Origin of the sequence: Ideonella benzenivorans (genome assembly GCF_020387415.1) — a bacterium.
Lineage (GTDB): Bacteria > Pseudomonadota > Gammaproteobacteria > Burkholderiales > Burkholderiaceae_C > Ideonella > Ideonella benzenivorans.
Map to the genome: position 1 here is coordinate 100,891 of NZ_JAGWCB010000020.1, position 12,132 is coordinate 113,022.

General features: G+C 72.1%; 15 protein-coding genes. 5 read left to right on the top strand and 10 right to left on the bottom strand.

The annotated features are described in order from the left end of the window. The first annotated feature begins 13 nt into the window (after positions 1-13). Genes KGA65_RS19230 through KGA65_RS19240 form a run of 3 tightly spaced genes read left to right on the top strand, consistent with a single transcriptional unit; the run spans position 14 to position 3,215 of the window. Positions 14-1,372, top strand: coding sequence for an ABC transporter substrate-binding protein (locus KGA65_RS19230; RefSeq protein WP_225864742.1), 1,359 nt, complete (start codon positions 14-16; stop codon positions 1,370-1,372). Between the two features lie 11 nt (positions 1,373-1,383). Then, complete coding sequence (locus KGA65_RS19235) at positions 1,384-2,784, top strand: di-heme oxidoreductase family protein (protein ID WP_225864743.1); 1,401 nt, start codon at positions 1,384-1,386, stop codon at positions 2,782-2,784. A gap of 38 nt (positions 2,785-2,822) precedes the next feature. Next, a complete protein-coding gene (locus tag KGA65_RS19240; protein ID WP_225864744.1) occupies positions 2,823-3,215 on the top strand; it encodes a TfoX/Sxy family protein in 393 nt (130 codons plus the stop codon). On the opposite strand, the gene KGA65_RS19245 is transcribed toward KGA65_RS19240, so the two are convergent. Further along, entirely contained in the window at positions 3,164-4,195 is a 1,032-nt protein-coding gene (locus KGA65_RS19245) for an ABC transporter substrate-binding protein (RefSeq protein WP_225864745.1), read from the bottom strand. The genes KGA65_RS19240 and KGA65_RS19245 overlap by 52 nt on opposite strands. Before the next feature lie 565 nt (positions 4,196-4,760). On the opposite strand from KGA65_RS19245, the gene KGA65_RS19250 reads away from it, so the two are divergent. Next, entirely contained in the window at positions 4,761-5,756 is a 996-nt protein-coding gene (locus KGA65_RS19250; protein WP_225864746.1) for an isopenicillin N synthase family dioxygenase, read from the top strand. Between the two features lie 35 nt (positions 5,757-5,791). On the opposite strand, the gene KGA65_RS19255 is transcribed toward KGA65_RS19250, so the two are convergent. Further along, positions 5,792-7,327, bottom strand: coding sequence for a methyl-accepting chemotaxis protein (locus tag KGA65_RS19255; protein WP_225864747.1), 1,536 nt, complete (start codon positions 7,325-7,327; stop codon positions 5,792-5,794). 180 nt (positions 7,328-7,507) lie between these two features. On the opposite strand from KGA65_RS19255, the gene KGA65_RS19260 reads away from it, so the two are divergent. After that, entirely contained in the window at positions 7,508-7,921 is a 414-nt protein-coding gene (locus KGA65_RS19260; protein ID WP_225864748.1) for a GFA family protein, read from the top strand. Here KGA65_RS19260 and KGA65_RS19265 read toward each other — a convergent pair. The 8 genes from KGA65_RS19265 to KGA65_RS19300 form a co-directional block, all read right to left on the bottom strand. Then, the gene (locus KGA65_RS19265; protein ID WP_225864749.1) at positions 7,918-8,157 is read right to left on the bottom strand and encodes a DUF1653 domain-containing protein; all 240 of its coding nucleotides are present in this window, start codon (positions 8,155-8,157) and stop codon (positions 7,918-7,920) included. The genes KGA65_RS19260 and KGA65_RS19265 overlap by 4 nt on opposite strands. Before the next feature lie 59 nt (positions 8,158-8,216). Beyond that, positions 8,217-8,450, bottom strand: a complete 234-nt coding sequence (locus KGA65_RS19270; protein ID WP_225864750.1) for a hypothetical protein — start codon at positions 8,448-8,450, stop codon at positions 8,217-8,219. A gap of 65 nt (positions 8,451-8,515) precedes the next feature. Further along, positions 8,516-9,070, bottom strand: coding sequence for a hypothetical protein (locus KGA65_RS19275; RefSeq protein WP_225864751.1), 555 nt, complete (start codon positions 9,068-9,070; stop codon positions 8,516-8,518). A 207-nt stretch (positions 9,071-9,277) separates the two neighbouring features. Beyond that, the gene (locus tag KGA65_RS19280) at positions 9,278-9,550 is read right to left on the bottom strand and encodes a DUF6156 family protein (RefSeq protein ID WP_225864752.1); all 273 of its coding nucleotides are present in this window, start codon (positions 9,548-9,550) and stop codon (positions 9,278-9,280) included. Beyond that, positions 9,547-10,938 (bottom strand): (Fe-S)-binding protein, encoded by a 1,392-nt coding sequence (locus tag KGA65_RS19285; RefSeq protein WP_225864753.1) that lies wholly within the window; start codon positions 10,936-10,938, stop codon positions 9,547-9,549. The genes KGA65_RS19280 and KGA65_RS19285 overlap by 4 nt, the downstream gene beginning before the upstream one ends. Before the next feature lie 16 nt (positions 10,939-10,954). Beyond that, a complete protein-coding gene (locus KGA65_RS19290; RefSeq protein ID WP_225864754.1) occupies positions 10,955-11,395 on the bottom strand; it encodes an OsmC family protein in 441 nt (146 codons plus the stop codon). 12 nt (positions 11,396-11,407) lie between these two features. After that, positions 11,408-11,656 (bottom strand): FmdB family zinc ribbon protein, encoded by a 249-nt coding sequence (locus KGA65_RS19295; protein WP_225864755.1) that lies wholly within the window; start codon positions 11,654-11,656, stop codon positions 11,408-11,410. A 3-nt stretch (positions 11,657-11,659) separates the two neighbouring features. Further along, on the bottom strand, positions 11,660-12,127 hold the full coding sequence (locus KGA65_RS19300; protein WP_225864756.1) for an ArsC/Spx/MgsR family protein: 468 nt from the start codon (positions 12,125-12,127) through the stop codon (positions 11,660-11,662). Between the last annotated feature and the right edge of the window lie 5 nt (positions 12,128-12,132).

The window sequence follows — 12,132 nt, forward strand, 5'->3', positions numbered from 1 at the left end:
TCGGAGGCCCCGCATGACATCCACCTTCCAATGGACCCGCCGCGACTGGCTGCGCGGCCTGGCCGCGGGCATGGCCGGCGCCACCGGCTGGGCCCGTGGCGCCGAGACGCCCCCGGGCGCGGGCACCGTGGTCGTGCTGACCAGCTATGCCGAGGAGCTCAGCGTGCGCTACCAGGCGCTGTTCGAGCGCCTGCACCCGGGCAGCCGGGTCGAGATCCTCTGGCGCCAGTCGGCCGATGCGCTGGCCTACCTGCGCCGCAGCCCGGGCGAGGTGGATGTCTACTGGGCCCCTGCGCCCGGCAACTTCACGGCACTCGCGGGCGAGGGTCGCTTCGCCCCCCTGCAGGCCATCCGCCAGGACGGCCCGGCGCTGGCCCACGCCGTGGCGGGCCAGCCCATCGACGACCCGCAGGGCCGTTATGCCGCCTTCGAGCTGGCGGGCTACGGCATCGCCTACCACCCGGCCGCGGTGCAGCGCCTGGGGCGGCCCACGCCCAAGGACTGGGCCGACCTGACCCATCCGGCCTATGCCGGCCAGGTTCAGATCCCCATCCCGGGCCGCATCGGCTTTGCGCCGGTGCTGATCGAGGCGCTGCTGCAGGGCCCTGGCTGGGACGCCGGCTGGGCGCTGCTGGCCGCGCTGGGCGCCAACGCGGACTTCGGCGCGGCCAGCGACGCCAGTCCCGGGCCGGACCAGGTGGTCAGCGGCGCCCGCGCCGCGCGGCTGACGATCGACTTCTTCGCCAACCAGGCGATCGCCGGCGGCGCGCCGCTGGCCTTCGTCTACCCGCGCCGCACCGCCTACAACCCGGCCCAGATCGGCGTGCTGGCCGATGCGCCGCACCCGGCGCTGGCCCAGGCCTTCGCGGCCCTGTGCCTGTCCGAGCCGGGCCAGACCCTGCTGCTGCACCCGGACGTGCGGCGCCTGCCGGTGCGACCGGGCCTGTATGCGGCCCACCCCGAACTGCCGGCCCGGCCTTTCGCCCCCGGCAACCTGGCCTACGACGGCACGCTGACCCGCGCGCGCAACGGCCTGGTGGCCGCGCTGTTCGAACTGGCCCTGGTGCAACGCCACGACGAGCAGGCGGCGCTGTGGGCGGCCCTGCACCGGGCCGAGCAGGCCCAGCCCGGCCACGCCGCCATCCGGGAGGCGCGGGCCCTGCTGAGCGCGCCGCCGGTGGCGGACGCTCAACAGACCGACCCCGCGCTGCGCCAGCGCTTTGCCTGGCCCGAGCGCCGTCCCGGCCAGCCCGAGCCGGCACCCGACCCGGCGCGCAACGCTTTGCTGGCCCACTGGGCGGCCGATCGCGATGCGCGGCTGGCGGCAGCCCGCCAACAGCTGAGCCGTCTGCCGGTGGCCGGCCTGGCCTGAAGGGAGTGTCCATGCGGGTTCTGAGTCTGCGTCGGTGGCGGCGCCTGCTGGCGCTGGGGGGCGGTCTGCTGGCCTGTGCCGGTCTGCTGGCGCTGGCGTCTGCATCGCGCCTGGGCGCCGGGGGCGTGCTGACCGTGGATGCGGCCGACCGCGAGGCCTACAGCCGCATCGTCTGGGCGGCCGTGCCACCCGAGGCCCAGGGCAGCGTGGCCCAGGGCCGCGGCCTGGTGCGCCAGACCTGGGTCGTCTCGCCCTCGCTGGACCCGGGCATCGCCGGCCTGGGGCCCACCTGCAACCGGCCGGCCTGCACTGCCTGCCATGCGCGCAACGGCGGCGGCGCGCCGCCCGACAGCGCGGCCGAGCCGATGCGTTCGTTGCTGGTGCGCCTCTCGGTGCCGGGCCAGGACGCTCATGGCGGCCCGCGGTCCGAGCCGCGCTATGGCGACCAGCTCAACGAGCAGGGCGTGCCCGGCGTGCCGGGCGAGGGCGAGGCGGTGCTGCAGTGGGCGCCGGTGCCGGTGACGCTGGCCGACGGCACGGTGATCACCCTGCGCCGCCCCCACCTGTCCTTCCAGCACCTGGCCTTCGGGCCGATGGCGGCGGCGGTGCAAACCTCCGTGCGCGTGGCCCCGCCCATGGTCGGCCTGGGTTTGCTCGAGGCCGTGCCCGAGGCCGACCTCCTCGCCCTGGCCGAGGCCCAGCGCCGCGCCGGCCAGGGCGTGGCCGGCCAGCCCAACCGGGTGTGGGACGCGGTGGCCGGTCGCACCGTGCTGGGCCGTTTCGGCTGGAAGGCCAACCAGCCCAGCGTGCGCCAGCAGGTGGCCGGCGCGCTGGCGGGCGACATGGGCATCACCACGCCGGTTTTTCCCACGCCCAACTGCCCGCCGACGCAGACCGCCTGCGCCGCCTGGTCGGCCGACCGCCACCCCGAGCTGGCCGATGGCGGGCTGGACGCGATGACCCGCTACCTGCAGGTGCTGGGGGTGCCGGCGCGGCGCGAGGCGGACGCGCCCCGCGTGCGCCGCGGCGAGGCCCTGTTCGCCCAGGCCGGTTGCGCGGCCTGCCACCAGCCGGTGCTGCACACCGGCCGCTTCGACGCGCTGCCGGCGCTGTCGGACCAGACCATCCACCCCTACACCGACCTGCTGTTGCACGACCTGGGGCCGGACCTGGCCGACGGCCGGCCTGACTACCAGGCCAGCGGCCGCCAGTGGCGCACGCCGCCACTGTGGGGCCTGGGCCTGCGCGCGGTGGTGGACGAGCGGGTGGGCCTGCTGCACGACGGCCGGGCCCGCGATCCGCTGGAGGCGGTGCTGTGGCATAGCGGCGAAGCGGCGCCGGCCCGCGCCGCGGTGGTGGGTTGGAGCGCCGAGGACCGCGCGGCCTTGCTGGCCTTCCTGGCCTCGCTCTAGGTGCTGCGCCGCGCCGGGTGCCGGCTTAGGATGCCGCCATGGCCACCGATGTCGATTTTCTGCAGTTCGTGCTGGACCAACTGGCCGGCACGCCGGGCATCACCCACCGCAAGATGTTCGGTGAGTACGCGCTGTACCAGCACGGCAAGGTGGTGGCCTTTCTGTGCGACAACCAGTGCTTTCTCAAGCCCACCGAGGCCGGCCGCGCACTGCTGGACCCGGTGGTGGACGGCTTCCCCTACCCCGGGGCCAAGCCGCACTTCCTGTTGAGCGATGCGCTGGAGGACCGCCAGCGGCTGGCCCAGCTGATCGGCGTCACCGCCGACGCGCTGCCCGCGCCGGTGGCCAAGCCGGCGCGCTCACGCCCCAAGCCGGCCGGTCAGGCCTTGACCAGGCGCTCGGCCAGCGGGGGCAAGAAGGACAGGTCGTAGAGCTGGGCGCCGGTCGGCGCGCTGCTCAGGCCGAAGGTCTCGGTCACCCCGGCGATCTGCCGGCCCACATGCGCCATGTGCACGCCGCCCAGGCCTTCGCTGCGGGTCTCGGCGGTGGCCACATAGCCGCGGGTGATGCCCCAGCGCTGGCGCTCCACCGCCAGGTCGAGGATGGGCTCGCGCTGCTTGAGGGCGGCCAGCGCGGCCTCCGGGTGGGCCAGGGTCTCTTTGATCGCGCGGGTCGTGGCGCGCAGAAAGCCGCGCAGCGCCTGCGGGTGCTCCGCGATCAGCTTGCGGCTGGCCAGGACGGCGTTGCCGTACAGGTCCAGGCCGGCGTTGGCATAGGGCAGCACCGACAGCTCGGCGGGCGGCATGCGGGCGAACAGCGAGATGGCCGAGTCGTGGAAGTAGGTGGCCGCGTCCACGTCGCCACGCACCATCACGTTGTCGCGCACCGAGAAGTCGGTCGTCACCCATTCGAAAAAGTTGCCCCCCAGCTTCAGCTTGCGCTCCACCATCGGCCACAGGCGGCGGGTGGACTCGACCGCGGCGGCGGCCACGCGCTTGCCCTTGAGGCTGTGGAAGTCGGTCGTGATGCCGCGGTCCTTGCGGCCGATGATCACGAAGGGCGCGCGGTTGTAGTACTGGAAGATCGCCTTCACCGCGTCGCCGTTGCGGGACTGGAACTCGATCAGCGCGCTGATGTCGCCCAGGCCCAGGTCGTAGGCGCCGCTGGCCACCCGGGTGATGGAGGCCACCGAACCGGCCCCGGTGTCGATGCTGACGTCCAGCCCCTCGGCGCGGTAATAGCCCTTGGCCTGCGCCAGGAAGAAGGGCGACGTCTGGCCGGTGATGCGGAAATCCAGCGTGAAGCGCAGCGGCAGCAGGCCGGGCGTGGCGGCCCGCGCGGCACCCGACAGGGGCCAAGCGGTGCTGGCGGCGGCGGCAGGCAGAAGGGACAGAAGCTGGCGACGGTGCATGGGGCAGGGCTCCGGATCAAAACGGCTTGGAACCCGGTGGGCCCCTGAGGAGCCACACCGGCGTTGCAAGAGCAATTTCCGGGCGCCGGCCAGGCCGCGCGCTGAACGCTTCTACTCTTGCCCCGCATCAAGCATCTGGCGTGCCAAGCGGGCCGTCGCCGAGGGCCTCGAACTGGGACCGCGCGCACGCGAGGGGGCCTGGGAGGTATGAACCAGCCTGGGGCAGGCTTGCCCGCCTGGGGGGCAACAGGCCCGTGGCTGGGGCAGGCCGGCTGACATTGGCCGTGCCGCCACCGGGGCGGCCCCGGGGGCGTGGCCCCTGGCCTGAAACCTGCTTGATACCGGACAAGAGTAGAAGCGTTCAGTCGCGCAGCCCTCCTTCTCCCGGAGGGCGTGCTGGCGGGTCATTGCTCTTGGAGCGGTGGGGTCCGCAAGACCCCGCCATGGACTTCAAGAGGCGATGCATGCCGGCGGACGTGGCCACGGGCTCATTCACAGCGCCCGTTGACGCAGCGGTCGGCATCGTCCCTCCCAACATGGCCTGCAAGAGGCCTGGAGCATCAAGATGAACGATCGCGTGAACGACTACACCCTGGACGAACTGAAGCTGGAAGCCCGCATGGGCGGTGCCGGCAGCACCCGCGCGCGCGAGGTGCGCCGCATCGACGTGAGCGACTTCGAGGCGCGCCGCGCCGAGATCACCGAACAGCTCTGGTCGGCCGCGGTGGAGGTCGGCTTCTTCCAGTTGGTGAACCACGGCATCGACGTGGCCCGCGTGCGCCAGATGTTTGCCGACGCGGACCGCTTCTTCGCGCTGCCGCAGGACGTGAAGTCTCAGTACATCATGGCCAAGGGCACCAATGCCGGCTGGGAGTTCCGCGCCCAGGTGCGGCCTTCCACTGGCACGCCGGACCAGAAGGAAAGCTATCAGATCACCCGCCCGCGCATGGCCCAGCTCTGGCCCAGCGAGGCCGAGCTGCCGGGCTTCCAGGCCGCGGCGCTGGACTTCGAGCAGCGCTGCTGGACCCTGGCGATGAAGGTGCTGTCCTGCTTCGCCGAGAGGCTGGGCTTCGACCGCGACTTCTTCGCCCGCGCCCATGCCTATGACGCGCCCGACTACCAGAGCACGCTGCGTCTCTTGCACTACTTTGCGGTGCCCGAGGGCGAGACCCTGCCCGAAGGCGTGTGGCGCGGCGGCGCCCACACCGACTTCAACTGCCTGACCCTGCTGTTCCAGCGCACCGGCCAGGGCGGTCTGCAGGTGCTGCCGGGCAAGGAGGCCGAAGGCCAGGCCTGGACCGAGGTCGCGCCGGCCGACGACGTCATCACCTGCAACATCGGCGACATGCTGATGCGCTGGAGCGACGACCGCCTGCCGTCCAACTTCCACCGGGTGCGCAACCCGCGCCCCGACGAGTACCAGGGGGCGCGCTACAGCATCGCCTACTTCGCCCAGGCCAACCAGAGCGTGCTGATCGACAGCCCGCAGCACACCCACGCGCCCATCACCGCCGGCGAGTTCCTGACCCAGCGGGTGATGGCCAACTACGGCAAGTACTGAGTCGGCGCGCCGGGGGGGAGGGCCCGTCCGGGCCCTCAACCCACCTGAAACACGTTGACCGTGCGCGAGAGGTGGGCGGCCTGGCTGGACATCTCCTGCGCCACCGAGGCCGTCTCCTCCACCAGCGCGGTGTTCTGCTGGGTGGCGTGCTCGATCTCGGTCATGAAGCCGTTGACCATCAGGATGCCCTCGCTCTGCGAGGTGGTCACCTGGGTGATGTCCTCGATCATCCCGTGGATGCGGTCCACGCTGGCCACGATCTCGTCCATGGCCTGGCGGGCATGGCCCACCAGGGTGCTGCCGGCCTCGGCCTTGGCCACGCTGGTGTCGATCAGGGTCTTGATCTCCTTGGCCGCCTCGCCGCTGCGCTTGGCCAGGCTGCGCACCTCGGCCGCCACCACCGCAAAGCCGCGGCCCTGTTCGCCCGCACGGGCGGCCTCCACTGCCGCGTTCAGCGCCAGGATGTTGGTCTGGAAGGCGATGCCGTCGATCACGCCGGTGATCTCGCTGATCTTGCGGGCCGACTGGTGGATCTCTTCCATCGTCACCACCACCTGCGACACCACCTCGCCGCCGCGCGCGGCCACGCCGGTGACCTCGGTCGCGTACTCGCGGGCGTGGTGAGCCGATTCGCTGCTCTGCTGCACCGTGGAGGCGATCTGGCTCACGCTGGCCGCGGCCTGCTGCAGGCTGGCCGAGGTCTTCTCGGTGCGCTGGCTCAGGTCCATGTTGCCGGTGGCGATCTCGTCGCTGGTGGTGGAGATTTGCCGCGCCACCGACTGCACCCCGCCCACCAGGCCCGAGACCTTGTCCAGGAAGCTGTTGAACACCTCGGTGACCTCGTGCAGCTCGGCCTGGGCCGGCGGCAGCCGGCGCGAGAGGTTGCCGTTCTCCGCATTGAGCTCATGCACCGCCTGCTGCATGCGGTCCAGCGGCCGCAGGATGGCCCGCACCGTCACGGCCCCCAGGCCCAGCAGCAGCCCCAGGCTGGCGGCGATCACCGCCCAGGTCAGGTGCTGGCCCTGGGCCAGCTGGGCGTCGGTCCGTGTCCGCAAGGTTCCTGCGGCGGCCTCGATGGCGTCGCCCGCGGCGCCCATCGAAGTCTCCAAGCTGGCGAAGGCCTTGGCAAACGTGGCCTGTGCCGCCGCCTGGTCCGGTTGTGCCAGGGCCGCACGGGCCGCCGCCAGGTAACGCTCCGCGTCGGGGCGGGTGGCCGCCAGCGCCGCCAACGCCGCCGGCGGCAGGGTGTCGATGTGTGCCGCCGCCAGGCTCTTCTGCAGCGTGTCCATGTGGCGCGCAGCATCGGCCCGGGCCTCCTTCAGCCCCACGGCCTGCCCTTTCTCCTGCGCGTCGGCGGCGCCCATCACGTCCGCGCGGATGGCGTCGTGCATCATGTCCGCCATCATCGCGTCGCGCACCGCATCGGCGGTCTGCTGCAGCGCCAGGGCGGCCTGGCGGGCCTGACCGGCATTGCGGTGGGCCAGCGCGGCCACACTCAGGGTGGCCACCACGGCCAGCGCCACCAGGGCGTACAGCCGGTGGCGGATGCTCATCTCGCGCAGAATCGTCATGTTCGTCGTGCCTCCAGGTGGCCACCAAGCCGCCCCACCATGAAGGGGCCACGGACCTCAGGAAAGTCTGACACCGGTCCCCGCAGGGCGGCGGCGGGAAAAGCGCCCGCCGGGCCGGCCAGTCGCGGTGCTTCCCGTGGGGGATTTCACGGTGCCCGAAACGGCATGCAGGAGGGGGTGATGTCTTGTTTGTTCAGCGGCCGTTGCCTGTGTGGGGCCGTGGGCTTCTCCGCCCAGGGCCCCAGCCTGTGGGTGGCGCATTGCCATTGCCAACGCTGCCAGCGCGCGCATGGCGCGGCCTTCGTCACCTGGGTGGGGTGGAAGACGGCCCAGGTGGCGTGGCAGGACCCACAGCAGGCCTTGCACTGGTACCGCGCCGAGGCCACCGGCGCCGAGCGCGGCTTCTGCCGCCATTGCGGCAGCCCGATGGCCTTCCGCTCACCGCGCTATCCGGGCGAGCTGCACCTGGCCCGCGCGCTGTTCGACGGCCCGCTGGACCGCGCGCCCGAGTCCCACGCCTTCTACGCCAGCCATGTGGACTGGGTGCATGTGGCCGAGCCCCTGCCGGTGGATGAGGATCCGCCGGAGGTTTAGGGGACGCTCACCAGGCGGAAACGGGGTTGCCTCTGGCCGTCGTGCTGCACCGGCTCCAGGAACATGCTGAACGGGCGCACCCACGCGCCCGAGTCGTTGTAGAGCGGGCGGTAGAGCACCAGGGGTTCCAGCGTCTCGCTGTGCCGGACGACGCCCAGCACCTCGTATTCGCCGCCCTTGTAGTGGCGGTAGCGCCCGAGCGGGAGGGAGGGGAGCGGCGGAAGGTCAGTGGGCATGGTGGCTGGGTCCTGGGTGAGCGACCAGGGACTTTAGCGCCCGTTGGCGCAAGCCTGCCCTACCAACGGATAACGACGAGGGCGATGACGCTCAGGCCCATTGCCAGGGCGCCCAGCGGGCGGTGTGGAGAAGGCCCAACTGTCCTGAAATGCAGATACAGCGCGAGCGGCGTCGCGCGGAGCAGACCCGTCCGCCATGCATGGTGAATGAACATGCCTGCTTCAAGCAGGAACAAGAGTCCCACCGTCAGATGCAGCCCACCCGATCGCATCGCGGGCAGCAGGATGGCCATGGCGGACACGGTCACCAGGACCACCTGCCGCATGGCTCTCAAGAGTCGCTTGACAGCGAGTCGCCTCACGACCTGGGCGCGGCCGGGGTCTGACAGCCGGCGAATTGGCCCAGGCCCTTGAGGTAGGCGCGCCGGACCTGGCCGGCGGTGATTGCGGCCGAAACATCGCGGGCGTGGCGCTCTGCGCCGGTGAGCTTGCGAACCCAGCCGCGGAAAGGGATGACCCCTTCGGTCGTGTTTCGCACCGCGCTGACGGCCGCATCGCCGGCGGCGCCGGTGCCCTGCTCGACCAGACTCGGGTCGTCCCCGGTGGCCGGCACGTCGAGGTCGGCACCCAGCACCGCGTCCAGCGCCAGGATGTCGGCGCCCAGTGTGTTGCAGGAGCGGTCCGCCGGCGCCGCATACGGCGCTTTGCGCGCCGCCAACAGAACGGGCGGAATCTCGTCGCGTACCAGGTTCAGGTCGTTCAACGGCGCCACCGCCGCCTGCGTCAGACGGGTGTCGGTGCCGGGCTGTGACGGGTTGGTGGGCGTGGCAGTCTGTGTCGACGCACAGGCGGCGAGGGTGGCGGTCACCACGAGCAGGGGCAGGTGTTTCAACGTGGACAGGCTGGGGTTCAAGGCGAAACCTTTGACGGTACTTGGAGGAAAGGATCCAGGGTCCTCATGATTTTCACGAAGGTGCTCATCCAGGCGTCCCGCTCGGGCTTGAAATGGCGGGGGGCGTCTTGGTGGCAGCGAGGCAGCGTATCACCGCGCCACGGCGAGAACGGCGCGGGTGGGGGCGTGGACCGAGCCCGTCTCCTCCCTCTGGCGGATGCGTCGGCCTCAGCGCGGGAACTCTCGCACCAGCGGTGCCTCGTCGCCGAGGGTGACGGTGGCCCGGCACAGGCGGCCGCTGGCGTCGTAGTCGTAGCGGTGCTGCATTTCGGTTTCGCCATAGACGCGCTTGTCGATGGCGATGAGCCGGCCGGCAGCGTCGTAGCGGGCCTCGAACCAGGTGTTGCGGTGGCGCAGGTCGGCTTCGGCCAGTTCCTCGGTCAGTGTCAGCGGCAGGCCGGCGCCGCGGTAGGTGAGGAAGTAGCGCAGGGTGTCGCTCATGGGGCGGGGGCGGCAGGGTCGGGCGGCGTAGCAGGCAGGGCGGCGCGCAGCAGGTGAGCCAGGTGGCGGGCCTGGCGCTGGGCGCCGTCGTGGATCTGGTGGCGGCAGCTGGTGCCGTTGGCCAGCAGCCAGGTGTCGGCACTGGCGGCCCGCACGGCGGGCAGCAGCTCGGCCTCGGCCATGGTCATCGAGATGGCGTGGTGCTCGGCCTCGTAGCCGAAGGCGCCGGCCATGCCACAGCAGCTGCTGTCGATGAACTGCACCTGCAGCCCCGGCACGCCGCCCAGCACCTTGCGCAGGGCCTTCATGGCGCCGAAGGCCTTCTGGTGGCAGTGGCCGTGCACCAGCACCGGTGGGCTGGGTTCGGGCAGGGCCTGGAAGGGCAGTTCGCCGGGCTTGAATTCGCGCGCCAGGTATTCCTCCAGCAGCCAGGCCTGCTGGGCGGTGCGGGTGGCGGCTTCGCCCAGGCCCAGGGCCAGGTGCTCGTCGCGCAGGGTCAGCAGGCAGGAGGGTTCCAGGCCGATGATGGGCAGGCCGCGCTCGACATAGGGCGCCAGCGCGCGCTGCAGCCGGGTGGCGGCGGCCCGGGCGGTGGCCACGTCACCCACGGCCAGGGCGCTGCGGCCGCAGCACAGCGGCGCTTCACCCGCGGGCGCGTGCAGCACGTGCACACGGCAGCCGATGGCTTGCAGCACCTCCAGCGCGGCTTGGGCCGTGGACGGGTCGAGCTGGTTGTGGAAGGTGTCCACCAGCAGCACCACTTCGCGCGGGCCCGGGCCCACGGGGCCGCGGGGCGCCTGGTCCAAAAAGGCCTGCGCGGCCGGGCGGGGCAGGCTGCGGGCGGCGGCCAGGCCCAGGCGGGCCTGAACCTGGCGCGCCAGCCAGGGCCAGCGTTCGCGCAGGGCCAGCAGCGGGTTCAGCAGCACCCGCCAGCGGCGCAGCCGGGGCAGCCACTGGGGCAGCTGGGCGATCAGGCGCTCGCGCCGTGGGCGGGGGCGGTCGGCCCAGCGCTGGGCCAGGGCCTCGGTGCGCAGCAGGGCCATGTCCACGCCGTTGGGGCATTCGCGCTTGCAGCCCTTGCAGGCCACGCAGAGGTCCAGGGCCTCGCGCAGGCGCTCATCCTCGAAGGGCCGCTCGCCCAGCTCGCCATCCAGCGCGGCGCGCAGCATGGCGGCGCGGTGCTGGGTGCTGTGGGTGCCGTCCTGCGTGGCCCGGAAGCTCGGGCACATCACGCCCTTGGCGTCGGCACGCTGGCAAGTGCGGCTGCCGATACAGACCGCCGCGGCCTTGCCGAAGCCCGCGCCGTGGGCCGGCAGGTGGGCATAGGCATCGCCGGCGCCATAGGCGTCGTAGGCGGTCCAGTCCAGCTGGAGCGAGGGTTCCTGCATGGCGGGGCCGCTCCGCTCAGGCGGGCGTGTCCAGCACGGCCTTGAGGTTGACCGTGACGTTGTTCTTGATGGCGGCCTGGAAGGGGCAGATGCCCTGGGCGCGCTGCACCAGGTCGTCGGCCGTGGGCTGGTCCAGCGGGCCGGCCAGGTAGACCACCATGGACAGGGCCATGCGGTAGCCGCCCTCGAAATCCTGGAACTGCGAGAGCTTGGATTCGACGTAGCAGCCCTTGACCGGCAGCTTGCCCTGGCGGGCGATGTGGCGCACCGAGTGATCCAGCGCGCTGGCCAGCGCCCCGCCCATCAACATCTCGGGGTTGGGGCCGGGGGCCGCATCGGGGGCGCCGCCCATCTCGGGGGGCACGCTCAGTTTGAGCTTGAAGCCGCCGTCATCGCTCTGCATCTGGCCGCCGCGGCCGCCCTGGCTGAGCATGGTGGTGGAGTAGACGAGGTCCATGGTGTGCTCCGTTCAGACGGTCTTGCCCTTGAGCAGGCGGGCCCGCTCGCTGGGCGAGTAGTGGTTGAACAGGCCCTGGGCGTCGGCCGCGCGCCGGTTGGACAGACGGATGGCCTCGATCTTGCCGGCCGGGGCGATGCGCGAGACGGCCTTCTCCAGCGTGGTGCTGCCGCAGTGCGGGCAGGTGGGCGTGGTGCTGGCGCGCACCAGCAGCTCGAAGTCGGCCCCGCATTGCGGGCAGTGGTAGTCGAAGAGCGGCATGGTTCAGGCTCCTGCAACAGGGGTGGAAGGGGAGAGCTCGGAAACGGTGGGCGTGGGGCAGTGCTCGACGGGCGAGGCGCAGCCTTCCAGGCTGGCGCGGGCGGTGCCGGCGGGCGTCAGGCCCACCCAGGCCGCCACCTCGGCGGTGTCGAAGCCGACGCAGCGGCTGGCGTCGTCCAGGCGCTGCATCAGCGGCCGGCGGATCAGCAGTGGCTCGGCCAGCAGCAGGGCCAGCGCGGCCTCGGCGTCCAGGGCCTCGGGCTGCACCTCACCACTCTTGACCCGCGGTGCGGCGCGGTTGAACCACTGGGCCACCGGCAGTGGGGCCAGAAAGGCCAGCAGGCTGTCGCGGGTCCAGGGCTCGGCCAGCAGGCTGCGCACCTGCAGGGTGTGGCCGGCAGCCAGCAGCGCGGCCTTTTGGCGGGCGTTGCCGCCGCAGCCGGGTTTTTCGTAGAAGAGCAGGGCGGTCATGGGCG

Coding starts and splice junctions, on each gene's coding strand:
- KGA65_RS19295 (WP_225864755.1), bottom strand. CDS start 11,656: ATGCCGCTCTTCGACTACCACTGCCCGCAATGCGGGGCCGACTTCGAG.
- KGA65_RS19235 (WP_225864743.1), top strand. CDS start 1,384: ATGCGGGTTCTGAGTCTGCGTCGGTGGCGGCGCCTGCTGGCGCTGGGG.
- KGA65_RS19300 (WP_225864756.1), bottom strand. CDS start 12,127: ATGACCGCCCTGCTCTTCTACGAAAAACCCGGCTGCGGCGGCAACGCC.
- KGA65_RS19245 (WP_225864745.1), bottom strand. CDS start 4,195: ATGCACCGTCGCCAGCTTCTGTCCCTTCTGCCTGCCGCCGCCGCCAGC.
- KGA65_RS19250 (WP_225864746.1), top strand. CDS start 4,761: ATGAACGATCGCGTGAACGACTACACCCTGGACGAACTGAAGCTGGAA.
- KGA65_RS19260 (WP_225864748.1), top strand. CDS start 7,508: ATGTCTTGTTTGTTCAGCGGCCGTTGCCTGTGTGGGGCCGTGGGCTTC.
- KGA65_RS19285 (WP_225864753.1), bottom strand. CDS start 10,938: ATGCAGGAACCCTCGCTCCAGCTGGACTGGACCGCCTACGACGCCTAT.
- KGA65_RS19255 (WP_225864747.1), bottom strand. CDS start 7,327: ATGACGATTCTGCGCGAGATGAGCATCCGCCACCGGCTGTACGCCCTG.
- KGA65_RS19280 (WP_225864752.1), bottom strand. CDS start 9,550: ATGAGCGACACCCTGCGCTACTTCCTCACCTACCGCGGCGCCGGCCTG.
- KGA65_RS19270 (WP_225864750.1), bottom strand. CDS start 8,450: ATGGCCATCCTGCTGCCCGCGATGCGATCGGGTGGGCTGCATCTGACG.
- KGA65_RS19290 (WP_225864754.1), bottom strand. CDS start 11,395: ATGGACCTCGTCTACTCCACCACCATGCTCAGCCAGGGCGGCCGCGGC.
- KGA65_RS19230 (WP_225864742.1), top strand. CDS start 14: ATGACATCCACCTTCCAATGGACCCGCCGCGACTGGCTGCGCGGCCTG.
- KGA65_RS19240 (WP_225864744.1), top strand. CDS start 2,823: ATGGCCACCGATGTCGATTTTCTGCAGTTCGTGCTGGACCAACTGGCC.
- KGA65_RS19265 (WP_225864749.1), bottom strand. CDS start 8,157: ATGCCCACTGACCTTCCGCCGCTCCCCTCCCTCCCGCTCGGGCGCTAC.